This is a genomic window from Streptomyces viridiviolaceus (assembly GCF_014650995.1).
GTDB classification, from domain to species: domain Bacteria; phylum Actinomycetota; class Actinomycetes; order Streptomycetales; family Streptomycetaceae; genus Streptomyces; species Streptomyces viridiviolaceus.
The window spans coordinates 1-24,364 of the sequence record NZ_BMWA01000052.1 but is presented as its reverse complement, the minus strand read 5'-3'; the positions used below and the strand labels follow the sequence as shown (position 1 = coordinate 24,364).

Sequence of the window (24,364 nt, the reverse complement as noted above, 5' to 3'; positions counted from 1 at the left end):
GCCGCCCGCGCCTCCTCCAGCACCGACACCCCCTTCCACGTCTCCACGTACGGCGCCGCGTACCGCGACGGGAAACCCATGGTCCGGCCCTTGCCACCGTCGTTCACGGGTGCGGGGGCCGAGGTCGTGGAGGTCGCCGCCGAGCCGGGGGCGGCCGGGCCGGCGGGGTTGTCGCCGTGGGTGAGGGTCTCCCATGCCACGAACAGGTTGTTGGTGCCCGCGGGACGGTTGCGTTCCGTGAGCCTGGCCGTCTCCGGCAGGTCCTGTCCGAGCCTTGTGTGCAGGGCGTTGTACCCGACCTCGGTCACGGGTCCCAGTTCCTGCTCCAGAGTGCCGCCGCACAGGGAGGACGGCACGGAGGCACCCAGTTCGTACGCGGACTGGAACTCCAGGGCCTGCCGCAGCCGTTCGCCGACCCGGGCGTAAAGGTCCTGGCCCTGGATCCAGGCGGTCTCGGCGACGTGGGAGATGGCGGAGATGCCGTAGCCGGTGTGCTGCAGGTCGCGGCAGGTCTCCTGCGTCAGGCCGGACGCGAAGGTGGACTGTCCCTGCCAGTAGTCGACCACCGCCGACCTGGCGGCCTCGGCGCCGGTGGCGGACTTGGGCATGGCACCGTCGGAGTCGAGGTACACGAAGGCGGCGACCCGCTGAAGGTAGCGGTCCACCGCCTGGTCGTAACTGGCGCGGTCGTCGAGGAAGACCGAGATGCTGACGGCGGCCTCCATCATGCTCAGTTCCCAGTTGCCGTTGTTCTGCGAACCGCCGATGACCTCCGGCAGGTAGACCTCGCGCAGCATGGTGGCGAAGCGGTCGGCGCCGGGCCAACTGGTGTAGGTGGAGCGGATGATGTCTGCCGCGCGGGGCCACACCGATCCGGCCCAGCCGGTCTGCAGCGGGGCGTTGCTGTTGGTGTGCGACGTGATCGTCGACGACCACGCGTCCATGATCTCGACGGCCTTCTGGGCGTACCTCTCGTCACCGCTCAGGTACCAGGCGAGGGCGCTGGTGTAGGCGGCGATGGCGTCCTCGCGCTCATCGGTGCAGCCGTTGTTCGGCTGGGAGTGCGATCCGCACTCCACCGTCTGCCGCGGGCTGGGTGTGCGGGACAAGGAGGCGTATTCGCTCGCCATCATCTGGTCGTACGCGCTCTTCCAGGGATCGCTCCCGGCACGCACCTTCTCGCGGACGAAGTCGAGCTGCGGCCGGCTCACCATGACGCCGGGGTGGGCGAACGGCGTGGACTCGCTCTGGTCGGCGATGGCGGGCACCACCACGACCGTGGCCATCAGGACGGCGATCACGGCACCCAGCGCCACGCGTTTCTCCTTCTCCGTCCTTCGCTGAAGTGAACGGCGGAGAAGTGCTCTCACCATGACACATGCCTTCCGGAGCCATCGGCCAGATCAGTCGGTGTGCACCGGCCGAGTCCGAGCGGCGTTCGGCCGTGGAGGCGAAGGCCGCATCCTCGGTGTGGCGGTCCCGGGGAGTGAGTCGGCACGGTCTTCCTCAGCCGGGATCCTCCTCAACGGAGGACGTGCGTCGCCAGCGCCACCGGATCGCCCTGCCCCTTCTGCCGGTCTCCCTGTCCGAACACCCGGCGCCGGCCACCCTTCCCGTCACCCCGGCCGGCCGGCGCTACGGCTCAGCGCCACCTGGGACAGCTCCCGAACCACGTCGCGGTCGAGCCGCTCGTCGGAGGCGGCCTGCCCCGGACCGATCTCGCGCATCATGACGACGTCCGGCACGGCGGGTTCGGGTCGCAGTACCCGGAAACGCGATCCGGGCAGGAACAGGATCCGGTCCGGACACAACGGGTCGAGCAGGTCCGTACGGCGACCGTCGACCGACCAGATGAGGAAGTCCGTGTCCCCTGCCTCGTCGCCGGGGCCGCCGGCCGAGGCTTCGCAGACGGCCGGGTCGGTGATCAGGGACTGTTCGGCGTACCACTGCCTCATCGCGTCGTCGAGCGTGGCCCGCAGCCCGGTCACGCCTCGGTACACCGGGAGCAGGCCCAGACCTTGGCGGAGCAGCTCGGTGTCGGCCGGAGCCTGGCTTCCGGAGTCCGCGCCCGGGACTTCGGTGAGACGGCGGAGCACGGCGGCCACGGCGGCCGCAGCGTTCCGGTCCGCGGAATCGGTGACGAGTTCGGGGTGCCGTCGCAGGATGTCGGCGGCGAGGGTCCGCAAGCCCTCGTGCTCGGTTCGGAGGGGGCCGGAGACCGGCGCCCCGGCACTGCTGCGGCGGCCCGGGTCCGGTGGGCGGACCGCGCCGGAGACGGCTCCGGGGCGCTGCTGCGCCCCGGCGGACGGGCGGCGCCTCTCCGAGGCCGGTACGGCCGTCGACGTGCCGTGCGCCATCGTGAGGGGGCGGCACACGCCCATACGGACCGATCTGCGAAGTTCGGGCGGGAAGCCCCGCAGGAGGCCTTCGGCGAGCTCCTTGATCCGAGGCAGGGCCTCGGTGGAGGTCGCGTCGCACAGCAATCGCTCGTGTGCGGGGTCGGGTTCCGTTGCCCGTACGTCCGCCGCGTGCGGGGGGTCGTCCAGCAGGCGCAGCCAGAGACCGCTGGGAACGACTTCGACTACCACGTCGTCCGTGAGCGCGTAGGTCCCGGGCCGGACCCGGCGGAGACCTTCCAAGGGCCACCGGTGGGCGGTCACGTGCGAGAGGGCGGACGGACCGGGGGCCTTGTCCGGCGGCACGTGGACGAACTCCAGCGCGCGCGGTGAACGGCCCGGGCCGCCATCGGGAGCCGTCAGCACCATGTCACCGGATTCGTCCGTGCCCTGGGGGGTCCCGTTGAACACGCGCACCGGCTCGCCCAGCACCTGGGCGAGGACTTCACCGAAGTGCCGTCCCCCGCCAAGGCGCGCGGGACCGTGGCACAGGAACCGGACCGCCGGCCGGACCTGCGGACCCAGGTCCTGCCAGAGCCGAGCTGCATCGGCCACCGGTGGCAGTACCGCGCCAGGAGCCCCGAGCACCACGGTCAACGCGTGCGCCGACACCCTCAGCCGTCGGAACAGGCCGGCCCGGTATCGCCCGTCCGGATCGTCGCCGGGCGCGTGCAGCCAGACTCCGGACGGGATCGGTTCCGCCACGGTCGTACGCCCCGGTGACCAGGTGCGGTCGGAAAGGGCGGACTCCCAGGGCGGTCGCGGGAAACGCCGGGCATCGTGGGTCCCCGGTGCCCCGGGTGCACAGCGGATCCAGCCGTCCGCCGCCACGAAGAGGCCTCCGCCGGGGAACGGCACCGGCGGTCCGGCGGCCACGGTCACGCTGCGGTCCGTCAGGTCCGCGATGCGCCGAGCCACGGTCACCGGGTCCGCGGCGGGGCGCCGGCCGAACACCAGCCGGAGGCCGCCCTGTCCCGGGGGAACGGCCCGTGCCAGAGCCTTCAAGGTGTCGTCGTCCGCGCCGGCGGACAGGTCGGTCACCAGGACGGTGTTCTCCGGGTCCTTGGCCAGTGCGGTGGTGAAGGGGAGCGCCCGTTCGTCGGCGGGCTGACCGGTCGGAGTCAACAGCCAGGCGTCACCGGCCCGGCGGACGGTGAACCGCCCGTCGGCGCCGCCGTCCGGCCGGCCGCGAGCGGCCCGGGACGGCGGCGCGGTCCGCTGCCGTCCCGGCGGCACGGTGGGTGTCCTGTGCGGGGCACGCCGGGTTGCGGCGACCGCAGTACCGGCGCCCGACGTCGTCCTGGGCCGGCGGCCGCCCCCCTCGTCCGTCCGGTCGCCACTCAATCTTTACTCAGTTCCCAGAAGCGGAAGACCGTGGAGAGGTCGAGACAGTACTCGACGCCGGAACGGACGTCGTCTCGCACGACCGCGTACTGCTTGGCCTGCCAGAGCGGCAGGACGGGCACGTCCTCGGCGACGATCCGCTGCAGTTCGCCGAACTCCGCCTGCGCGTCGATGCGGTTTTTCTCCTCGGCGGTCCGAGGGATCAGGTGGTGGGTGATCTCCTTGTTCCGATAGCCGTTCCCCAGCACGTTGCCCTCCCCGAAGAAGGGGGTCGTGAAGTTGTCGGCGTCAGGGTAGTCAGGGACCCAGCCCTTCACGTAGACACCGTACTTGCCGTTCGCGATGTCCTTCTCGTACTGCTCGAAAGGCACCGACTTCACGTCGGCCTCGAACAGCCCGCTGGCGTTGAGTTGCTCCGCGATCTGTTCGAACTCCTCGTCGGTGGCCGGGCCGTAGCGGGAAGGAGTCGACCAGAGAGTCAACTCGACCTTGTCCGTGATGCCGGCGTCCCGCAGCACGGCAGCCGCCTTCTCCTTGGACGGGGCGGCGCCGTAACGGTCGAAGAAGGAGGTGGCGTGGCCGAGGATGCCGGCCGGCACCATGGAGTACAGCGGGATGGCGGTGTCCTGGAACACCGTGTCGATCAGCGTCTCGCGGTCGATCAGGTGGGCGATCGCCTGTCGCACCGCGAGCTGTCCGGCCACGGGATCGCGCATGTTGAACACCAGGTGCTGGACCTCGGCGCTGCTGCCTTCGACGACATCCGCGCCCCCGCTGCCGTTCCGCCGGTCGATGTCGGCGATGTCCTCGGCCGTGAGTCCGCGGTAGGCGATGTCGATCTCGCCCTCCAGCAGGGCGTTCTTGAGCGCTTCCCGGTCGCCGTGGAAGAAGCGGAGCACGACACCCGGATTCTTCGGCTTGGCGGTCCCCCTGTACTGGGCGTTGACCGAGAAGACGGCCTCGTTCCTGTCGAACCGCTCCAGGGTGTACGGCCCGGATCCGACAGCTTCGCCGTCGGTGCGCAGGCTGTTGCGCTCGTATGCCTTGCTACTGACGATGGACCCCGCTCCAGAGGCGATCTTGCTGGGGAACGTGGCGTCAGGGGACTTCAGATGGAAGACCACGGTCGTGTCATCGGGGGTCTCGACCCTGTCGAGCGTGCTCAGCATGACCGCCGGACCGGCCGCGTCGTCGATGCCGAGGGTCCGGTCGAAGGAGAACTTGACGTCCTGCGCGGTCACCTCGTCGCCGTTGCTGAAACGTAGTCCCTCGCGCAGCGTACAGCGGTACGTCTGGGCCCCGCCGTCCGTGAACGCGCAGCGCTCGGCTGCCTCCGGCTGCGGTTCCGTACCGCCCTTGGGGAAGCTGAGCAGTGACTGGAACACATTGTTGAACAGCATCCAGCTACCCGGGTCGTAGCCCGAGGCGGGGTCGGTGGCCAGCACGTCGTCGGACATCCCGACCACGATGTGCGAGCCGTCCGCCGCCGATCCGGCTCCGGACCAGGTCCCGCATCCGGTCAGAAAGCTCATGGCGAGCCCGAGTGGGGCGAGTCTGACCGGCCACGCATTGCGCTTCATCACTGAACGTGCCTCGTCTTGTGGGTTACAGAAGTGATCGCGACGAAGTCCGCCCCCGGCTCACCCGCGGGGGTGCCTGGAATCGATGAAGGGGTACGCCCGCGGTGCCCGCGCGAATGGTGTCCGCCAAGGGGGCGGAGGCGCGTTTCGAGCTGATCGCCGGTCGATCGGCAACACTTTACTATCGGGTAACGACACGGAACGAAGCCCGGCATTCCGCTGCCCGATGTGACGGCCACTCTGCACGGACCACCGCAAAACGGTGCGAGAACTCGGGTCATGTCCACCGCACCGGCAGCCGCCGCGGCCCCCGGACGAGCATGCCCGGCTTCCAGGACAGCTCGGCGGGTGCGATGTCCAGGGCCAGACGGGGAAAGCGCCGAAGCAGCTGACGGACGGCGGTCTTCACTTCGAGACGCGCAAGCGGCGCGCCCAGACAGTAGTGGACGCCGTACCCAAAGGCGATGTGGCCCTGCGGTGGACGGCGGATGTCGAACCGGTCGGAGTCGGGAAAGCGTGCTGGGTCGCGGTTGGCATCGGCGACGACAACCATGACCAGTTGGCCGCCACCGGGAATCACCGCACCGCCGAGGTCGACCGGATCGGTGGTGAAGCGGAAAGTGGCCGCCTCCACGGGCCCGTCGTACCGGAGCATCTCCTCGACGGCGTCGGGCAGCAGCGTCATGTCCTCACGCAGCGCCCGAAGTTGGGCCGGGTGGCGCAGCAGAGCAAGCACGCCGTTGGACAGGAGGTTGGCCGTGGTCTCGTGACCGGCCACGAGCAGGAGCCAGGCGGTTCCGAGGAGTTCGTCGGCACTCAGCCGGTCGCCGTCCTCGTCGGTGGCACGGATCAGGGCGCTCATCAGATCGACGCCCGATTCCTTCCGCTTCGCCTCCAGCAGACCGGCCAGGTAGCCACCCATGGCCTGGCTCGCCGCCTTCCGCCCCGCGGGGTCCGGGTGGGAGAACACGTCCGTGGTCCACGCACGGAAAGCGGCCTGGTCGAGGAACGGCACTCCCAGCAGGTCGCAGATCACCGACATGGACAGCGGGAAGGCCAGGTCCGCGACGAGGTCCGCCCGGCCCTCCGGCCGGCTCGCCATGGTGTCGAGCAGGGTGCGGGTGACGTCCTCCACGGCGGGCACCAGGGCCGCTACGCGGCGGGGGGTGAACTCCCGGGCCACGAGCTTGCGCAGTCGTCCGTGGTCGGTCCCGTCGGAGTTGAGCATGTTGGGTCCCGCGGCCGGTCTCACCACGTCGAGCGAAGGCGCCGCCCGGGCCCAGGACTTGACGAGTCCCGGGTGGACCAGTGCGGTCCGCGCGGCCTCGTATCCGACCACCAGCCACGCTTCCGCCGCCTCCGGTGTCCGCACCCGGTGGACCGGGCCCCGTTCGCGCAGACGCGCGTAGAAGGGGTAGGGATCGCGGACGAAGTCCTCACCCAGTGCGGTGAGATCGACGATGCCGGGCGTGGACATGATGGCTTCCAGAGGTCGCGGGTGCGGTCGGTGGGTGGGTGCTCGCCGGGCGGTCATGGTGGGGCGGGGGTCACATCGCGGTGTGGGTGCTCCACAGCACCGAGCCGCCGTAGCGGATGGACACGTTCCCGCTGGGCTCCAGGACCAGTTGGGCACCGTCGTGTCCCATGGTCCGTGAGGCCCAGGCGGTCTGCCCGTCCTGCGTGTACACCACTAGATTGCCGTCGGCCTGGAACACCGTCTTGACACCCTGTCCGACCGTGCCGGACCACCACAGCGGAGTGCCCTGGCGGTCGTACAGCACCAGGTTGCCGTCGCCCTGGAAGGCCAGGGTGATGCGGTTGGTGACCCAGCTCTGCCCTGGTTCCAGGACGCTGGTGCCATGGACCACGGTGGAGGTCCACTCCTCCTCCTGCGGGCTGGGGCTGGCCCGCGGGGTCTCGGCGGCTCGTGACGTCTCCAGGGGCGAGGGGGTGTCACGCTCGGGCGTCGCCTCGAGGGTGTGGGTCTCCTGAGTCGGCGAGGCCGCGGCCACCGCGGCGATGCGGTCCTGCCGGGCGCCGGCGGCGGATCCGGCGTCCGGGCTCCCGCTGGCCACCGGGCGCGGCTGCTCGGGGCCCCCCACGGACGGATGGTCCTCGTCCGGTGTGTAGTCCTCACCCAGGTCCCCGGCTCCGGCCTGCACGGTCTGTGACGGCCCGTTCTCGCCGAACAGGGCGGGGCCCAGCAGGAAGAGGGCGCTGAGCACGCCCGCTCCCGCCAGAACCGGCTTGGCGAGACGCGCCCGTGAGCCACCACGCCGCTCCCCCGCCGTGGACGGCTGGACGGAGGTTCTCCTGCCGCCGGCCCGGCGTCCGGTCTCCTCCGCCGGGTACCGCCGCCGCGCGGTGAAGGGGTCGTCCCCCGGCTGCGCGGGAACCGGGGCGGAGACGGCCGGGTGGGTGTACTGCCCGGTGAGTGTCTCATCGGGCGCCGGTCCGGCACCGTCACGGGGCACGGCTGCGCCGACGTCGCCCGCCGACGCGAGCTGCCAGGGCAGTTCACTGTCCCACACGGCCTGACCGGCCGTTGCCCCGGTGGTCTCGTGGGGGTGGCCGGCTCCCGGCCCAGGGTGGTTCATCTACGTGCCTTTCCCGATGGACGGGTTGGGTGATGCAGGGACTGTTTCACCCCGGGGAGCGCAAGGTCCGGGGCGGACACGCCTTGGCGTGCAGCGTAGGGGCCACCCGCACGGCGCATGCGGATGGCCACCGATGCCTGCACGAACGAACGGTGGCCGTACCCGTTCCTTCGCCGGCGGTCACAGGATGCCCATGCGGATGGCGTAGGCGACCGCGTGCGTCCGATTGCGCAGGCCCAGCCGCTTGACCACGGACTGGATGACGCTCTTGATCAGACGTTCCGAGTAACTGAGCTTGGTGGCTATCTCCACGGTGTCCATCCCCTCGGCGAGGAGCCTGAGGACGTCGATCTCGCGCTGCGTGAGTTCGACCGGGAGTAATCCGCTGGGGGAAGCATCCTTCTGCATGGTCCGCATCCGGTCCAGCAGCATGTGCATCAGCACCGGAGGGACGATCGACCGTCCCTGCTGCGCCTCCGCGACCGCTGTGGCGATCTCGGAGAAGCTGGTGTAAGGCCGTACCAGGAAGCTAACCAGACCATGACAGACAGCCAGCGCCATCTGCTGTTCGGAGATCTGGTCCGCGACCAGGACGATGCGGATGCGTCCGTCGGTGAGCTGGTTGGCCCGGCTCATCGCGGAGAGGGTCTGCCCGGTCACTGCGGCGGTGAGCATCACAAGAATGTCCGCTTCCGCAAGCTTCTCGGCGTCCAGAAGCCCCAGGCGTTCGTCCGATGCGAGGAAGGCCGCGGTGCCGTCACGAGTAAGGGGGTCGTCAGCTTGGACGACGACCCCCGGTACCGTGCGTGCGTGGCTTGTGTAGTCAGGCATGGAACTCCTTGTCCAGAGCACGACGCCTCACCCGGGAAGTGCCCCGCCTGGCACACCCCAGCACAACGAGCCACATTGATCAGCGGACCGAGCCCGGCCGGACGTACGTCCGACGGGTCCCCGGATGAGCATTCACTCGCTCCGCACCGATCATCACACCCCACAGCGGCTCGATCGTCGCCTTTCATGCCCGCCATGCACTTAGAAACAACAGCAGTGCACTGGCGTGCAGGTTCACCTGCGGCGTTCGTCACGTATTCCGGTCGTGGAAGGCCCGCAGGAGTGAAACGGCCCGCCCCCTCCGTCCGAAGCGGGGGAGGTTTCCGGCGGAGGGGGCCGGCCGAGCCTGCATGGTTGCCGGAGCCTCGGGGCTAGTGCCGCCTCGGTCTGCCCGCCCACCAGGTGTTCGGTTTCATGGGATGGTGCGCCTCGTTTCGTCGTCCTCGCTTGAAGAGGAGTTGCACGGACGTTCACATGATCGACTGGGTGAGATCCCGGCGCACGCGGTCCCCGGGTTTTCTGCCCGGACGGACACGCCGTGCGCACCGATGGCGCGACGCCACGGCTTCGCGGCCGCCGGGACTACTTGACCGATCCCGCCATCACGCCCTGCACGAAGTGCCGTTGGAAGGCGAAGAAGACGACGAGCGGTACGACCAGGGAGAGGAACGCGCCTGGGGCCAGAACGTCGATGTTGCTGCCGAACTGCCTGATCTGGGACTGCAGAGCCACCGTCAGGGGCTGCGCGCTGCTGTCCGCGAACAACAGCGCCACCAGCATGTCGTTCCACACCCACAGGAACTGGAAGATGGCCAGGGAAGCGATGGCCGGCCGCCCCACCGGCAGCACCAGCTGCAGGAAGATGCGCCACTCGGTTCCGCCGTCCATCCGGGCGGCCTCCAGCATCTCCTTGGGGATCTCCGCGAAGTAGTTCCGCAGCAGGAACACCGCGAACGGGAGACCGTACGCCACGTGGAAGAGGATCACCCCGGGTATGGATCCGAAGAGACCGAGCTGGCCGAAGAGCTTGGCGACCGGCAGGAGCCCGATCTGTACCGGGACCACGAGCAGCGCCACGACGACGAGGAACACACCGTCGCGGCCGGGGAAGTCCAGCCAGGCGAAGGCGTATCCGGCGAGCGCGGCGATCACGACCACCAGCACGGTCGTCGGGACGGAGATCAGAACCGTGTTCCACAGTGACTGTGTGATCGCCGAGTTCTGCAGCAGCGCCGAGTAGTTGTCGAAGGAAAGCTGTCCGGGAGTGGTCAGGGCCGTCCACCAGCCGCCCCGCGCCGTGTCCTCGGCGGAGCGCATGGAGGAGAGGAACAGGCCCGCCAGGGGAGTCAGCCAGACGAGCCCGACAAGAACGAGGAAGGCCTGCACCAGGCCGTGGCTCAGCCAGCGCCGCGCGGCATTCATCGCTGACTCCTTCGGAAGCGGCGGACGTTGAAGATCATCGCTGGGACCACCAGGAGGAGCAGCAGGACGCCGAGTGCACTGCCCAGGCCCTGGTCGTTGCCTCCGCCGAAGGACACCAGCCACATCTGGGTGGCCAGCACGGTGGCGTCCTCCTGTACCGGGCCGGGCGCGATGATGTAGACGAGGTCGAAGACCTTCATCACATTGATGACCAGGGTCACGAAGACCACCGTCAGCACCGGGGCGAGCAGCGGAACGGTGATGCGGCGGAAGATCTGCCACTCGTTGGCCCCGTCCATCCGGGCCGCCTCCAGCGCGTCCCGCGGCAGGGTGGAGAGTCCCGCGCCGATGAGCACCATGGCGAAGCCCGTCCAGATCCACACGTAGGCGCCGATGACGGCCGGAGTGATCAGGGCGGGGCCGAGCCACGAGATGCCGTCGTAGGGCTCGGCGAAATTGGCCGCGGGCAGCGCCAGTGTGTAGGAGCCGGCCTTCAGCCCTGTGAAGGCGAAGGAACCGTCGCGGGCGGTGGTCGTGGTGGCGACCTCCCGTCCGTCGCGGAACGCCTGCACGGTCATGCCCGGCAGACCCTTCTCCCCCTGGTCGACCGCGCCCTGCGTGCCCCCGCCGCCGGGCGTGAAGTCCAGGTAGGTGATGCCGCGCAGTTCGCCGGGACCCGCCCGGCGTTCAGCGGCCCGGCCGGCCGGCTCAGCGTCGCCGGGCAGGTCCCCGGGCAGGACGCCGACCAGCGGCAGGGCGACCGTCCGGCCCGGGGACAAGGCACCCTCGGTCCGGTAGGAGCCGTCGTCGGCTCGGGCCAGGCCCTGGCCGTCGCGGGCCCGGGCGGACGGGTACAGCGAGGTGCCGGCGAAGGCATCGTGCACGGAGACGACCGCCGCGTTCAGCACACCCTTGTCGGGGTCCTCCTCGTAGGCGAGACGGAAGATGATGCCCGCTGCGAGGAACGACACCGCCATGGGCATGAAGAGCAGGAGCTTGAACGCCGTCGCCCAGCGGATCTTCTCGACGAGAACGGCGAGAATGAGGCCCAGGCCGGTCAGCACCGCGGGGGCCACGACGACCCAGATTACGGTGTTGCGGATGGCCTTGAGCGTCGCCGGGTCACGGAACATCTCGACGTAGTTGTCGGCGCCGACGAAACGGGTGCCGGAGGCGTCGAAGAGGCTGCGGCCGACGGAGAACAGCACGGGGTAGACGACGAGGGCTCCGAGCAGGAGCAGGGCGGGCAGGGCGAACAGCACGGCGACGACACGGCCGCGCCGCGCCGGGCTCCGCCGGGGGCGGCGGCCCGCATCCGGTGGCGCAGGACTGTGCGCGTCTTTGACGAGGGTGGCGGTCATCGCGGCTCAGTCCTGGTAGGCCTTGGCTGCGGCCGACTCCAGCGCGTCTGCCGTGGCCCTGGGGTCCGACGGGTCACGCAGGAAGTCCTGGAGGAGCTTCCACTCGCCGACGCCCTTCGTGCCGCCGAAGGCCGCCGGTGCCTGGTCGGACATGTCGAAGCGAACGGCTTCTCCGGCCTCGATCAGGGAGACGGCGGTGGCACGGGTGACCTCGTCGCCGTAGGCACTCGGCTTCAGGTTGCGGTTCGGGGAGAGGAAGCCGCCCTCGCCGGCCCAGACGGCCGCGGCCTCCGGTGAGGCCAAGTAGCGCACCAGTTCCATCCCCGCGTCACGGTGCTCGCCGTCCTTCAGGACGACCGCGGCGTCACCGCCGCTGACCACCGGGGCCTTGTTGCCGTCGACTCCCGGGAACGGGAAGAAGTCGGCGTCCTCGCCGATGTTCCTGCCGAACTGGTCCTTGGCGACGCCGGCGACGAAATCGCCCTCGTACACCATGCCGGCCTGGGGCTCGGGCCCGAAGACCTTCTCGACCGATCCGGGGAAGTCGGTGTTCAGCGCCCCTTTCGAGCCACCGGCGATCAGTTGCCTGTCCTTGAACAGCTCGCCGAGGGTGGTCAGTGCCTTGACCACGCCGGCGTCGGTCCACTTCAGCTTGTGCGTCGCCAAGGCGTCGTACTTCTCGGGTCCCGCCTGTGACAAGTAGATGTTCTCGAACCAGTCGGTGAGGGTCCAGCCATCCTGGCCTGCGACGGCGAAGGCCGCGAGTCCGGAGTCGGAGACGGCACGCCCGGCCTCGAGCATCTCGTCGTAGGTCTTGGGCGGCTCGACCCCGGCCTGGTCGAGCGCCTGGGGGCTGTACCAGACCGTCGACTTGTGGGCGGCCTTGAAGTAGAGGCCGTACAGGGTGTCGTCGACACTGCCGTACTTCTTCCAGACGCCCGCGTAACCGGCGTCGACCTCGCTCTCCACCTCCTTGGAGAGCGGCTGGAGCCAGCCCTTGCGCGCGAACTGCTGCAACACCCCCACCTGGGGGACCATCACCACATCGGGGGCGTCCCCGCCCTCGATCTTGCTGCCGATGACCGTCGAGACATTGTCCCCGGTGGAGACGAACTGGGTCTTGGCGCCGGTCTTCTCCGTGAAGGCGTCGAGCACCTTCTGGAAGTTCTCCTGCTCGCTGCCGGACCAGACGCCGGCCACGGTGACCGTCTGTCCGCTGAGCGACTGGTCACCGCCGCCCGCGGAAACCGGCTCGCCACCACCGCAGGCGGTCGCGCCGAGGGTCAGCAGGACAGTGCAGCCGGTGAGCAGCGTGCTACGTGGTCGCATCTTCGTCGATGGCCTTTCGGTTCGTTGAGGCAGAAACGTCAGTCGGTCGCGATGTCGTCGGTGATCCACCAGGCCGCCGTGGACCCGCCGAGGACACCGGGCTCGCAGGGGGTGCTGGACAGCAGGGGCACGTCGCGGACGGGTGCAGGGGTGGGCGCGGTGCCGAAGTTGACCGCGCAGACCAGACCGTCACCCCGGACGAAAGCCAGTACACCGGGCGGCGTGTCCAGCCAGCGGAGGCTGCCCTCACCCAACTGCGGCAGTGAAGCGCGCAGTTGCAGTCCGTCGCGGTAGAGGTGCCAGAACGATCGGGTGTCGGCCAGGGCCCGGTCAGTTGCGTGCTCGGCGAACCACTCCGGCTGGGGCAGCCACGGCTTGGCGCCTTCGGCCTGGGGGGTGAAGCCGAACGGCGAGGCCTGCCCCGACCACGGGAGGGGCACTCGGCAGCCGTCCCGGATGCGCGCCCGGCTTCCGGTACGGCGGAAGATGGGGTCGGTGAGCACGTCGTCGGGCAGGTCGACGACCTCCGGCAGGCCCAGTTCCTCACCCTGGTAGATGTAGGCGGCACCGGGCAGAGCAAGCATGAGGAGCGCTGCCGCGCGGGCCCGTGCGGATCCCAGCCCGCTGCCACCGGGGACCGGCTCGCCGTAGCGGGTGACGGTGCGGACCTGGTCGTGGTTGTTCAGGACCCAGGTGACGGTGGAACCCGTGCCGGCAATATCCTGCATGGCCTCGGAGATGACCTTGCGGAAGGCATCCGGGTCCCAGGGAGCGCTGAGCAGGTCGAAGAAGAACGCCTGGTGCAGTTCATCGGGGCGGACGTAACGGGCGTGCTCACGTGCGGTCGGGACCGAGACCTCTCCGACGAGCAGCCGTTCGCGGCCGTCCCGCGTCGTGTATTCCTCACAGACCGCGCGCCAGTGCCGCCACACGTCGTGGACCTCGGGCTGGTTCCAGGCGAGCGGATTGACGGAGTCACGGGCCCGGGCGTCCGCCTCGGGGTCGGGCGAGTCCGGCAGGTCAGGGTGCTTGTAGAGTCCCGCGGCCACGTCGATGCGGAAGCCGTCGACACCGCGGTCCAGCCAGAAGCGGAGCACGTGGTCGAAGTGGGCCGCGACCTCGGGGTGCCGCCAGTTCCAGTCCGGCTGCTCCGGCGTGAACATGTGCAGGTACCACTGGCCGGGGCGGCCGTCGGCCTCGGTGACCCGGCTCCAGGCCGGTCCGCCGAACATCGCGTGCCAGTTGTTGGGCGGCTCCGCTCCGTCGGGGCCGCGGCCGTCGGCGAAGTGGAACCGGGCGCGGGCGGCACTGCCGGGCGCCGCCGCGAGGGCGTCGCGGAAGTACGGGTGCTCGCTCGAGCAGTGGTTCGGCACGATGTCGAGGAGCACCTTGATGCCCAGGCGGTGGGCGGCCGCCATCAGCCGCTCGAACTCCGCCAGGTCGCCGAAGACCGGATCGACGTCGCAGTAGTCGGCGACGTCGTAGCCGTGGTCGTGCTGGGGCGAGGGATAGAAGGGGCTCAGCCATATCCCGTCGACCCCGAGCTTCTTCAGGTAGGGCAGACCGGCCCGTACGCCGGCGAGGTCGCCGATGCCGTCACCGGTGCTGTCCAGGAAGCTGCGGACGTAGACCTGATAGATCACCGCGTCGCGCCACCAGCGGCGCGCTCCATTGCGCTGGGAAATCACCCCGGAAGCCTGTCTGTGTGGAGGGGTTGTTATGCATGCATGTTAGGTAGCCGTGACGGAGAGATGTCAACGACTTGAACACGAGGACCGCCGTAACTGCCCCTGTGGGCAATCCTGAATACGCGCCTCTTGACCAGGACTCAGTCGGAGCGATACCTAACAGGTATGCAGAGGACTGTGCGGCACTCGCTAGCGCTCGGTTACGGCGGCGAGTTCGGCGGCCAGGCTCCGCACCGCCTCGCCGGTCGTCCGCCGTCCGGTGAGGGCGTCATGGACCACGGCCTGCACCACCAGGCTCACCTGGTCATAGCGCGGGCTCTTGGGTCGCGGAGCGGCGGAGAGTACCGCGCCGCGCAGCACGGGCAGATGAGGGAACCTGCGGATCAGCACAGGGTCCCGGTAGAGGTCGGCGCGCACCGGCGGCAGCGCGCCGCGGGTCAGCACCTGTCGTTGAGCCGGCTCACTGGTCAGGTAGGCGATGAGCCGCTGGGCCGATTCCGGGTGCGCTGTGTGGGCGGAGACGGCCAGGTTCGAGCCGCCGAGCACGCTGGTGCCGGGCCCGTCCGGACCCGGCAGCCGGACCGCTCCCACGTCACCGGCCACCGCCGATCCCGCCCCGTCGGCGGCCACGTAGGCGTAGGGCCAGTTACGCAGGAAGAGCAGCCGCCCCTCCTCGAAGGCCCGCTTCGACTCCTCTTCGCTGTAGGTCAGCGCTTCCTTGGGGATCCAGCCCTCGCGCAGGCCGCGCACCAGGAATCCGATGCCCTCACGAGCGGCCGCCGAATCCACGGTGACCCGGCGGCCGTCGTCGTCGAGAACGGTGCCGCCCGCGGAGTAGACCGCCTCGGTGACGTTCACCGTCAGGCCCTCGTAGGCAAGCAGCTGTCCCGCGTAGCCGTCCAGTCCGTACTTCGGGGCGATGGTCCGTGCCGCCCGCTCCAGCTCTGCCCAGGTACGGGGCGCCGGCACCCCCTCCGCGGCCAGGACATCCTTGCGGTAGAGAAGGAGACCGGCGTTGGTGACGTAGGGAACGGCGTACAGCCGCCCCTCGTAGGTGGCCGTGTCGACGACCGGCGGGAGGAAGCTGTCCAGCGCGAAGTGGTCCCTGGGCAGGGGACGTATCCAGCCGGCGGCTGCGAACTGCGAGGTCCAGTCGACATCTATGTTGAGGATGTCGTACCGGCCATCGGCTCCCGCGCGCAGATCGGTCTCCATCTGCGCCCGGGTCTCGTCCGCCGAGTCCGGCAGCTCCACCAGGGTGACCCGCTCGCTCGGGTGAGTCCTGTTCCAGCCCGCCAGGAGGGGACCGAGGTAGCCGGTGAGGTCACCGGCCGTTGCCAGGGTCAGCGGACCCCGTCCGATGTCCGGCCCGCCGGCCCGCGCTCCGGCCGAGACGTATCCGGCCAGGAGCACCGTCAGCACGAGCAGTCCCCTGCCGGCGGCACGCGCCCACCGCATGGATCCTCCCGCTCGACAGCTCCGGGCCTCACGCCACGGAAACTTCTGCATGTATACCCGTTAGCCATGCGCGATACTAGGGGCTGCGGCGCACAGGTCACCGGCACCCACCGGGACCGCCCGGTTCGCCGGCCCCGACACGGAGACGAGGTGGAGAGCGCAAGTGCGGCTGCCTCTCCTGGCCCTGCTCGCGCACGGCCCCGCCCATGGTTACGAACTGAAGCAGGACCTTGAACAACTGCTGGGCGCCGCATACCCTCAGCCCAACGTCGGCCAGATCTACGTGACCTTGGGCCGCCTGGAGAAGGCAGGACTGATCCGGGGCGAGGAGGTCGAGCAGTCGAGCCGCCCCAACAAGAAGATCTACCACCTCACCGATGCCGGGCGAGAGGCCTTGCTGGGCTGGTTCGAGGAAACCTCGGAGGAACCCAGGGTCAGGGACGAGTTCTTCATGAAACTGGCTCTGGCTCCGCGCACCGGGCTGGCCGACCAGGTCACCCTCATCAACAACCAGCGACGCCACTACCTGAACACCATGCGCTCCCTGTCGCGGCTGGCTGCCGCCGAGGACCGTGACAACCGCATCTCCCAGCTCCTCATCGAGGGCGCCATGCTGCACCTGCAGGCCGACCTCGACTGGCTGGAGCGCTGCCAGGAAGAACTGGAGGGGTTGGATTGAGTGAGGACAGCACTCCCCTGCTCCAGGCCGAAGGGCTGGTCAAGACCCACTACGGCGAGGGCGCACCCGCGCACGCCGTCCGAGGTGTCGACCTCACCGTCAGCCGGGGCGAGTTCATCGCCGTTACCGGCCCTTCCGGCGCGGGCAAGTCGACGCTGCTGCACCTGCTCGGCGGATTGCAGTCACCGGACGCGGGCACCATCCGGCTCGCCGGGGTGCCCACCGGCTCCTGGAGCGAGGGCCGCTGGGCGGTGGAACGCCGCAACCGCATCGGCATCGTCTTCCAGTTCTTCAATCTGGTGTCCGACCTCTCCGTCGCCGACAACGTGGAACTGCCGGCCCTGCTCGCCGGCACAGCACCGAAGCGGGCCCGCGCCCAGCGTGCGCGGTTGCTGGCGGAACTCGGACTCACCGGCAAGGAGCGCAACATCCCCGGCGAGCTGTCCGGTGGGGAGCAGCAACGGGTCGCCCTGGCCCGTGCCCTGGTGAACCAGCCGGACCTGCTTCTGGCCGACGAGCCGGCCGGCAGCCTGGACAGCCGCGGCACCCGCGAGGTGATGCGGCTGCTGACCCGCTTCCACGGGCGAGGGCAGACCATCGTGCTCGTGACCCACGACGCCCGGCTGGCGAGCGCCGCCGACCGGGTCGTCAGCTTCTTCGACGGGCGCATAGCCGACGATGCCGAGCTGGCCGGCCGGCCACTCCCGAGAGCGGGTACGTCGAGCGTGCTCGAACTGAGGGAGTGATGGCCGGTGGAGCGCGCGCAACCGGCCGGGTCCCGGCCCGCGCGACGGGGGTGACGGCATGCGGGCCATGACGCGCTGGGCGCGCGCCGACCTCCGCCGACACCGCGGTGAGGCCCTGTTCCAGGTGCTCGCCACGGTCGGCATCGTGGCATCGCTGCTGCTGGCCGCTGCGCTGTTCGCCTATGCCACCAACCCGTGGCAGCGGGTCTTCACCCGGTCGGACGGAGCGCACGTGTGGATGCACACGGACACGTCCGCCGACGGCGCACGGCTGGCCCGCATCGAGGGGGTCAGCGCGGTCGCCGGACCTTATCCCACCGAGTCCGTGACCTTGGCCGCCCATGGTTCCCGGGCCGCGGCCGAGCTGCGGGTCACCTCCGCCCCACCGTCCGTGGGCCGCCCGCTGCTGACCTCCGGGCGTTGGCTGCGCGACGCCGAACCGTACGGCGTGGTCCTGGAGAGCAGTCTCGCCCGCGCTCTGCTGGCCGGCCCCGGGGACACCCTCACGCTGCCGGGGACCGTGCGGACCCTGACGGTCGTCGGCGTGGCGGACAGTGCCGAGCCCCGGTACAGCCCCGGCGAGCGGCCCGGGCTGGTCTGGGCGTCGGCCGCGGCTGTCCGGGCGCCCGACGGCCAAGTCACCGGATTGCGGCTCTCCGACCCGGCCGCGACCGACTACACCGTGCAGCGGGCGGTCACCGTCCTGGGGGCGAGTGTGGTGGACGAGGTATCCACTTGGCAGCAGGCCCGCGCCCAGGCCGAGGGCGGCAACCGCCTGCTGGGCCGTCTGTTGGGCGGGTTCGGCCTGACCGCGCTGGCGGCCGCCGGCCTCGCCGCGCACGGTGCGATCCGCACCCGGGTCCGCGGGCACCTGAGGGACATCGCGGTGCTGAAGGCGATCGGCTCCACACCCGGGCAGGTCGTCCGGATCTTCGTGCTCCAGCACCTGACCTATGCCGTGACGGGGGCGCTCACCGCAGGTTGCCTCGTGGAGCTGTTCGGGGATCGCGCCCCCGGGCGCATCGGTGAAGCGGTCACGGTCTGGCAGGAACTGCCCGAGCACACGACCGCTCTGGTCACCGTGCCGTCGGGTGTGGTGCTGTTCATCGGGGCGACCACGGCACTGGCCGCGTGGCGGGCCGGCCGGGTTCCGCCGGTGCCCGGCGTGAGGCCCGCCGCTCGCCACGGAGCCGCACTGTCGGCCACGGCCCGGGTGGCGCTGGGGCGGCGGCTGCCACCCGCTCTCGTGCTCGGAGTGCACCGGGCGTTCACCCGGCGGTCCCGGTCGCTGGCCACCGTGGCCCGGCTCTCGCTGTCGCTGCTGCTCGTCGTCGTGGCGATGAGCGCGTGGAGCACCATGGAACATGTACGCGACCACCCCGCACAGGCCGGACGCGTCACCTCGCTCAGCGTCCACTCCGACCGGCTCGGCGAGGAGGAGACGCGTTCCCTGCTGCGCCGCGACCCGCGCGTCGCCGCGGTCTACCCGGGTGCGGAGGTGAGCGCCCTGGTGCCGGGGCAGAACGCCACCATCGCCCTGCGCGGGCTCGGCACCAGTGACAACCCCTATCCGTACGCCCTCGCCGAAGGACGTGTTCCGCGCGGTCCGCACGAGGCCGTGGCAGGCCAGGGACTGCTCGACCTGTTGCACGCACGGGTCGGCGACTGGGTGCGTATGACGGTCGGCAGCCGTCCGGAGGTACTGCACATCGTAGGTCGCGCCGTGGAGCCGGAGAACGCCGGACGCGTCGTCTCCACGTCCTTGGACAACCTGCGCGCCACCCAGCCGGAGCTGCTTCCCACGCGGTACGAACTGCGGCTCCGGCCCGGAGCCGACGCCAAGGCAGTCGCGGACGAACTGACCGAGCGAGCCCGTGGACAGCTCGATGTCTACTCCGTCACCGATCCCGCGTCGAGCCTGTCACCGCTGCGGCAGATCATCGCGGTGCTGGTCACGGTCCTCGCGTTCATCGGCCTGCTGGAGCTCCTCACCCTGATCGGCGCGACCGTACGCGAAGGAAGGCGTGACCTGCTCGCGCTGCGCGCGATCGGTCTGACATCCCGGCAGACGGCCGCGGTGACCGCCGTCGCCACCGCGTGCACCACCCTCGCCGCCGTGGGACTGGCCATGCTGGCGGGGCTCCCGCTGGCGCGGTGGCTGACCGACCAGCAGGGCCGGGCGACCGGCATCGGTACCGGTCTCGCACGGGTTCCCTCCGCCGCTGACTTGCTGATGACTGCGCTCATTGCGGTGGCCGGTGCCGCCGCTCTGGCCGCGTTGACGGCGGGACGCGAGGCCCGTCGGCACCGGTTGGACGAGACACACTGACGAGGACGGGTCAGCAGCGCCCGACCGTCACACCGAGCGGACCATGTCGATGCACTCCTGCGGGACGACTCCGGGCGCGCGTTCCAGGGGCCCAAGGACCGCGGTGGCCTGGACGCGCTCCAGTTCCGCGATCGTCGTGTCGTCCAGCCACTTGACGTTGGCGCCGGCGGTGCCCTTCAGGTCGGGAACTGCCGGCTCGCCCGGGAACAGCTCCCGCATCAGCACGACGGGCGAGGAGCCGTGGGTCACCTTCAAAACCTTGAACCGCGTCCCGGGCAGGAAGACCAACCGGTTCCTGTCCGGGTCCACGAGCTGCGTCTGACGCCCAGTCAGTGACCAGACACGAACGGCGCCGCCATGGCCACGGAAAGCCTCGATCTCGGTGGACACGGCCCAGAAGCCCTGGTCGACGACCAGCGGATCGCTCCGGTACCGGTCAACGGCGTCACCCAGTCCGCGGGGCCGTGCCACCGCGGCTCCCCGGTAGGCGGGCAAGCGCAGCAGACCCGCCTTGACGCAGCGCACGAGCGCCTGCGTGGCGTCCGTCGCCCTGTTCTGCATTGCCGCGTCCACCCCTGGCCACTCCTGTGTCAGATACAGGTGCAGGGCCGCCAGGTCCGTCAACCTGCTGAGCGTCTCGTAGCGGAGGTCCGACTGCCGCGAGGCTGCCGGAGCGAGCCGCGAAACAAGGGTGTCGATCGTCTGACGGAGGTCCTCCCCGTACGTCTGCCACAGCCGCAGCCGGTCCTGTGCCGTGGCGGCTCTGCCAGGCGACGTCCCCTGGATGGCGAAGTGGGGCACGTACCGCCGTTGGCGTCGGTCGCCGGTCGCCGTCTGGGCAGCGCTCATCAGCATGGAACCTCAGGGAGTCGGGAGGACGCGAAGGTCGCCCACGACCATAGGCAGAGCGGGCGGGCGGAGCGCGCCGCACCAGCCCACGTCAGCACGAAGTGCCGTGACTTCTTCCTGTTGGGGCACCGCGACACTCGCTCCCACGGCGGCGGCGTCACCGTGGACGACGACGCTTGCAGGAGCACATCCGGGCCTTGAGGGGCAGGCCGAGCGGAAACCGCTTGACCGTGCTGGATGACCACCTCGTCCTTCTGGTGCAGCGGAGCCGACCGCCGCTCAGGTGATGCATGCCGGTGGTCGTGATCCGTCTCCTGCAATGCCGGACACCGCTGCGTGCGCTGTTGGAAGGGACGTGATCACTGCTGGGCCCGGCATCGTCCGGAAGCACAAGTACGTCCCTGGGCGCACGGCGGACCACGCAGGCCCGGACCGACGCTCTCGTGCAAGCATCCGTGCGCTCTCGGACTCCTCGCACCGCAGGACGGCCTTAACGTCAGCAGCCGGTGACGCCTGGCAGACGGGTGGACGAGGAACGGCGATGAGTATGAGCGAACGGGCGGACATGGTCGTCCTGGGGCTGGGGCCGGGCGGCGAGTACGTCGCGGGCGCACTGGCCGAGGCCGGCCTGGACGTGGTGGGAGTGGAAGCGGAGCTGGTCGGGGGCGAGTGTCCGTACTGGGCGTGTGTTCCCAGCAAGATGATGATCAGGGCCGGCAATGCGCTCGCCGAGGGCCTCCGGATTCCTGAGCTGGCCGGGACGGCCGCCGTGACAGCCGACTGGAGCAAGGTGGCCGGACGCATCCGCGAGGAGGCCACCGACGGCTGGAACGACCAGGTCGCGGCGGACCGACTGGCGGCGAAGGGCGTCCGTCTCGTCCGGGGAACGGGCCGCCTGGCCGGGCCGCGGCGGGTGACGATCGGCGACCGCACCGTCGAGGCCCGGCGCGGTGTCGTGCTGGCCACCGGCACCCGGCCTCGTATCCCGTCGGTTCCGGGGCTCTCGGGTACCCCGTACTGGACGAATCGGGAGGCCATGGCGGCCGCGGACCTGCCTGCATCCATGATCGTGCTGGGAGGCGGGGCCGTCGGAGTGGAGCTCGCCCAGGTCTTCGCCCGTTTCCGGTGCGCCGTCACGGTACTCGAAGGACAGGACCGCCTGCTCGCCCAGGAAGAGCCCGAAGCGGGCGAACTGGCCGCGCAAGCCCTTCGGGCGGACGGCGTCCGCGTCCTCACCGGCATCCGGGCCCGGCGGGTCACCCACGACGGCACCGCCTTCACGGTCCAGGTCGGCGGAACGGACGACGAGACCCTGCGCGCCGAACGGTTGCTCGTCGCCGCCGGGCGCCACGCCGACCTCGCCGCGCTGGCCGTGGAGACCGTGGGACTCGACCCCACAGCACCGGCCGTCCCCACGGACGGCCGGATGAGGACGCCCGCGGAGGGGCTGTGGGCGGTCGGCGACCTCACCGGCAAGGGTGCCTTCACCCATGTGTCGATGTACCAGGCGGAGATAGCCGTCCGGGACGTCCTCGGACGCTCCGGCCCCGACGCCGACTACCGCGCCCTGCCTCGTGTCACCTTCACGGACCCCGAGATCGGGGCAGTGGGACTGACCGAGCGGCAGGCCCGGGGGCAGGGACTCCGCGTGCGCACCAGCGTACTTCCCCTGGCCTCGTCCACCCGTGGCTGGATTCACGGACCGGGCGGCGATGGGTTCGTCAAGCTCGTCGAGGACGCCGACCGCGGCGTGCTGGTCGGGGCCACGTCGGCAGGGCCGGCCGGCGGCGAACTGCTGTACGGACTGAGCGTCGCCGTCCACGCCGAGGTGCCCGTTCGCCGGCTCCTGGACATGATCTACACCTATCCCACCTTCCACCGGACGGTCGGGGCGGCCCTGGGAGCCCTCCGCTGAGCCTCATGCGAAATCCCGGGAAGGCCGCGGCCGTTTCTGCGCCTCGGCGGCACACCATGTCGGGCCGCGACCCCGGAGAGGCACACCGGTCCGCCACCCCTCTGGAACTCTTCGTCGACCTGTGCTTCGTCGTGGCCGTCGCCCAGGCGGCGGAAAGCCTGCACGAGGCACTGGCCCACGGTCACTACGCTTCCGGTGCGCTGCGCTTCGCACTGGTCTTCTTCACCATCTGGTGGGCCTGGATGAACTTCACCTGGTTCGCCTCCGCCTACGATCCCGACGACACCCCGTACCGGCTGACGGTGCTGGTACAGATCACCGGGTCGCTCGTCCTGGCCGCCGGTGTCGCCCGTGCCTTCGACCACGGTGACCTGCTGGTCATCACGCTCGGATACGCGGTGCTGCGCACCGCACTGGCCGCGTTGTGGCTCCGGGCCGGGCTGGCCGACCCCGCCCGGCGCCGAACGACACTCCGGTTCGCAGCCGGTGTCACGATCTGCCAACTGGGCTGGATCGCCCTGCTCTTCCTGCCTCAGGCGGTTCAGCTGCCGGGCATCGTCGTGATGATCCTCGCTGAAGTACTCGTACCTGTGTGGGCGCAGTCCGCAGGAATGACCCCCTGGCATCCGCATCACATCGCCGAACGCTACGAGCTGTTCACCCTCATCGTGCTCGGTGAGTCGGTTGCGGCCGCGACCGTCGCCGTCCGGGGAGCGTTCGACCGGAATCACGGCACGGGCGAACTGTACGCTCTGGCCGGCGGCGGCCTGCTGATGGCCTTCTCCATGTGGTGGCTGTACTTCACCAAGCCCGCACACACGCTGCTCGCCACCACGCACCAGGCCCACCGCAGGCGTTTCACCTGGGCCTACGGCCATTATTTGGTCTTCGCGTCGGCTGCGGCCGAAGGAGCGGGCCTGGCGGCCTACGCCGATCACCTCGCCAGCCACACCGACGCGTCGTCCGTGGCTCCCGCGATGACCGTCACCGTCCCGGCCGCCGTTTTCCTCGTCACCGTGTGGGCGGTGCACCTACGGCCGCACCAGAGACGGGCCGCCGAGTGCCTACCGTTCGCCTTCTCCGCCGTCGGCATCCTGCTGGCCGCCTGGCTCCCGGCGCCCGCGCTCGTCACCGGCCTGCTGCTGGCCGGACTGGTCGCGGTGGTGACCGTGCGGCAGCGGAACGGCGACGGTCGGCGACACACCACACCCGGCCGGGCCTCAGTGCGTTACGGGTCAAACTTCGGTGCGCTGATCAGAAAAAGGGCCATGAGACTTCGACTTAACGTGACTGTCATGGCCGCCGCACAGAGTTCGTCGCGGACCTCTCCGACCTCTCGCCCGGACTCGGACGCGGCCCCATGAACATCACGAGCCGTACGCCCCGCAGGAGGTTGTCGAAGGTGTCCACCATGCCGGTCGGCGGACTGATCCCTCACGCCACCGACGAAGCGGCGGACCTCGTAGTCCGCAATGCCAAGATCCAGACCGGTGATCCCCGCCTCCCGCAGGCCGAGGCGGTCGCCCTCCACGGCGGTGACATCGCCGCCGTCGGCGGTGACAAGGACGTGGTCGGCGGTGCTCATCTGCACGTTGTCCGCGGTGGCCTGAACTCCGTACCGGACCTTCGCCGGAACGGGGTGCGCTCGCTGCGGCAGGGTCTGGCCATGCGGCGCGATCAGGCGGCCCAAACGCCCAAGGGCCAGGGGGCGGGTGCTGGGCGGCTGGTCGGCCAAGTTGTTCACCGAGCGTCGGCTGCCCACCTCTGCCTGCACTTTCTGGCCTCATGACCTTCTCTTCCGGATCGCGGGCGACCGTCCGTGATCGTTGCAACCCTTCAT

Annotated in this window: 17 protein-coding genes and 1 pseudogene; 6 read left to right on the top strand and 12 right to left on the bottom strand. The window is 70.2% G+C overall.

What is annotated here, in order from left to right; all coding sequences use genetic code 11:
• Positions 1-161 precede the first annotated feature (161 nt).
• The 11 genes and pseudogenes from IE260_RS39740 to IE260_RS39690 form a co-directional block, all read right to left on the bottom strand.
• Positions 162-1,373, bottom strand: a pseudogene (locus IE260_RS39740) (alginate lyase family protein); the annotation flags it as partial.
• A gap of 243 nt (positions 1,374-1,616) precedes the next feature.
• On the bottom strand, positions 1,617-3,632 hold the full coding sequence (locus IE260_RS39735) for a hypothetical protein (protein ID WP_189880807.1): 2,016 nt from the start codon (positions 3,630-3,632) through the stop codon (positions 1,617-1,619).
• Between the two features lie 104 nt (positions 3,633-3,736).
• Positions 3,737-5,320: an ABC transporter substrate-binding protein gene (locus IE260_RS39730; protein WP_189880806.1), complete on the bottom strand. Its 1,584-nt coding sequence runs from the start codon at positions 5,318-5,320 to the stop codon at positions 3,737-3,739.
• Positions 5,321-5,597: 277 nt separating this feature from the next.
• Positions 5,598-6,797, bottom strand: coding sequence for a cytochrome P450 family protein (locus tag IE260_RS39725; RefSeq protein ID WP_189880805.1), 1,200 nt, complete (start codon positions 6,795-6,797; stop codon positions 5,598-5,600).
• 70 nt (positions 6,798-6,867) lie between these two features.
• Complete coding sequence (locus IE260_RS39720) at positions 6,868-7,917, bottom strand: hypothetical protein (RefSeq protein ID WP_189880804.1); 1,050 nt, start codon at positions 7,915-7,917, stop codon at positions 6,868-6,870.
• 180 nt (positions 7,918-8,097) lie between these two features.
• Complete coding sequence (locus IE260_RS39715) at positions 8,098-8,748, bottom strand: response regulator transcription factor (RefSeq protein ID WP_189880803.1); 651 nt, start codon at positions 8,746-8,748, stop codon at positions 8,098-8,100.
• A 582-nt stretch (positions 8,749-9,330) separates the two neighbouring features.
• A complete protein-coding gene (locus IE260_RS39710) occupies positions 9,331-10,170 on the bottom strand; it encodes a carbohydrate ABC transporter permease (RefSeq protein ID WP_189880802.1) in 840 nt (279 codons plus the stop codon).
• Positions 10,167-11,531 (bottom strand): ABC transporter permease, encoded by a 1,365-nt coding sequence (locus tag IE260_RS39705; protein ID WP_189880801.1) that lies wholly within the window; start codon positions 11,529-11,531, stop codon positions 10,167-10,169. Before IE260_RS39705 ends, IE260_RS39710 begins: the two co-directional genes overlap by 4 nt.
• Positions 11,532-11,537: 6 nt before the next feature.
• Positions 11,538-12,860 carry an ABC transporter substrate-binding protein gene (locus IE260_RS39700; protein ID WP_189880800.1) on the bottom strand — a complete coding sequence of 441 codons (1,323 nt, stop codon included), beginning with the start codon at positions 12,858-12,860 and terminating at the stop codon, positions 11,538-11,540.
• Between the two features lie 38 nt (positions 12,861-12,898).
• Complete coding sequence (locus IE260_RS39695; RefSeq protein WP_229881788.1) at positions 12,899-14,548, bottom strand: glycoside hydrolase family 13 protein; 1,650 nt, start codon at positions 14,546-14,548, stop codon at positions 12,899-12,901.
• Between the two features lie 189 nt (positions 14,549-14,737).
• Positions 14,738-16,006, bottom strand: a complete 1,269-nt coding sequence (locus IE260_RS39690; protein ID WP_189880799.1) for an ABC transporter substrate-binding protein — start codon at positions 16,004-16,006, stop codon at positions 14,738-14,740.
• 163 nt (positions 16,007-16,169) lie between these two features.
• Between IE260_RS39690 and IE260_RS39685 the strand changes: the two genes are divergently transcribed.
• From IE260_RS39685 to IE260_RS39675, 3 genes are read left to right on the top strand one after another with little or no spacing between them, the layout of a single operon-like run.
• A complete protein-coding gene (locus IE260_RS39685; RefSeq protein WP_189880798.1) occupies positions 16,170-16,685 on the top strand; it encodes a PadR family transcriptional regulator in 516 nt (171 codons plus the stop codon).
• On the top strand, positions 16,682-17,431 hold the full coding sequence (locus IE260_RS39680) for an ABC transporter ATP-binding protein (protein WP_189880797.1): 750 nt from the start codon (positions 16,682-16,684) through the stop codon (positions 17,429-17,431). The genes IE260_RS39685 and IE260_RS39680 overlap by 4 nt, the downstream gene beginning before the upstream one ends.
• A 58-nt stretch (positions 17,432-17,489) precedes the next feature.
• Positions 17,490-19,760, top strand: a complete 2,271-nt coding sequence (locus IE260_RS39675) for an ABC transporter permease (RefSeq protein WP_189880796.1) — start codon at positions 17,490-17,492, stop codon at positions 19,758-19,760.
• Between the two features lie 27 nt (positions 19,761-19,787).
• Here the strand turns inward: IE260_RS39675 and IE260_RS39670 are convergent, their stop codons facing one another.
• Positions 19,788-20,609 carry a hypothetical protein gene (locus IE260_RS39670; protein ID WP_189880795.1) on the bottom strand — a complete coding sequence of 274 codons (822 nt, stop codon included), beginning with the start codon at positions 20,607-20,609 and terminating at the stop codon, positions 19,788-19,790.
• A gap of 541 nt (positions 20,610-21,150) precedes the next feature.
• Between IE260_RS39670 and IE260_RS39665 the strand changes: the two genes are divergently transcribed.
• The 3 genes from IE260_RS39665 to IE260_RS39655 are packed head-to-tail and all read left to right on the top strand — an operon-like array spanning position 21,151 to position 24,313.
• Complete coding sequence (locus IE260_RS39665) at positions 21,151-22,524, top strand: dihydrolipoyl dehydrogenase family protein (protein ID WP_308434747.1); 1,374 nt, start codon at positions 21,151-21,153, stop codon at positions 22,522-22,524.
• A 5-nt stretch (positions 22,525-22,529) separates the two neighbouring features.
• Entirely contained in the window at positions 22,530-23,888 is a 1,359-nt protein-coding gene (locus IE260_RS39660) for a low temperature requirement protein A (RefSeq protein ID WP_229881786.1), read from the top strand.
• Between the two features lie 47 nt (positions 23,889-23,935).
• Positions 23,936-24,313 (top strand): hypothetical protein, encoded by a 378-nt coding sequence (locus IE260_RS39655; RefSeq protein WP_308434746.1) that lies wholly within the window; start codon positions 23,936-23,938, stop codon positions 24,311-24,313.
• Positions 24,314-24,364: the final 51 nt, after the last annotated feature.

Coding starts and splice junctions, on each gene's coding strand:
- IE260_RS39670 (WP_189880795.1), bottom strand. CDS start 20,609: ATGAGCGCTGCCCAGACGGCGACCGGCGACCGACGCCAACGGCGGTAC.
- IE260_RS39730 (WP_189880806.1), bottom strand. CDS start 5,320: ATGAAGCGCAATGCGTGGCCGGTCAGACTCGCCCCACTCGGGCTCGCC.
- IE260_RS39715 (WP_189880803.1), bottom strand. CDS start 8,748: ATGCCTGACTACACAAGCCACGCACGCACGGTACCGGGGGTCGTCGTC.
- IE260_RS39710 (WP_189880802.1), bottom strand. CDS start 10,170: ATGAATGCCGCGCGGCGCTGGCTGAGCCACGGCCTGGTGCAGGCCTTC.
- IE260_RS39675 (WP_189880796.1), top strand. CDS start 17,490: ATGCGGGCCATGACGCGCTGGGCGCGCGCCGACCTCCGCCGACACCGC.
- IE260_RS39655 (WP_308434746.1), top strand. CDS start 23,936: ATGCCGGTCGGCGGACTGATCCCTCACGCCACCGACGAAGCGGCGGAC.
- IE260_RS39720 (WP_189880804.1), bottom strand. CDS start 7,917: ATGAACCACCCTGGGCCGGGAGCCGGCCACCCCCACGAGACCACCGGG.
- IE260_RS39725 (WP_189880805.1), bottom strand. CDS start 6,797: ATGTCCACGCCCGGCATCGTCGATCTCACCGCACTGGGTGAGGACTTC.
- IE260_RS39660 (WP_229881786.1), top strand. CDS start 22,530: ATGCGAAATCCCGGGAAGGCCGCGGCCGTTTCTGCGCCTCGGCGGCAC.
- IE260_RS39700 (WP_189880800.1), bottom strand. CDS start 12,860: ATGCGACCACGTAGCACGCTGCTCACCGGCTGCACTGTCCTGCTGACC.
- IE260_RS39665 (WP_308434747.1), top strand. CDS start 21,151: ATGAGTATGAGCGAACGGGCGGACATGGTCGTCCTGGGGCTGGGGCCG.
- IE260_RS39705 (WP_189880801.1), bottom strand. CDS start 11,531: ATGACCGCCACCCTCGTCAAAGACGCGCACAGTCCTGCGCCACCGGAT.
- IE260_RS39690 (WP_189880799.1), bottom strand. CDS start 16,006: ATGCGGTGGGCGCGTGCCGCCGGCAGGGGACTGCTCGTGCTGACGGTG.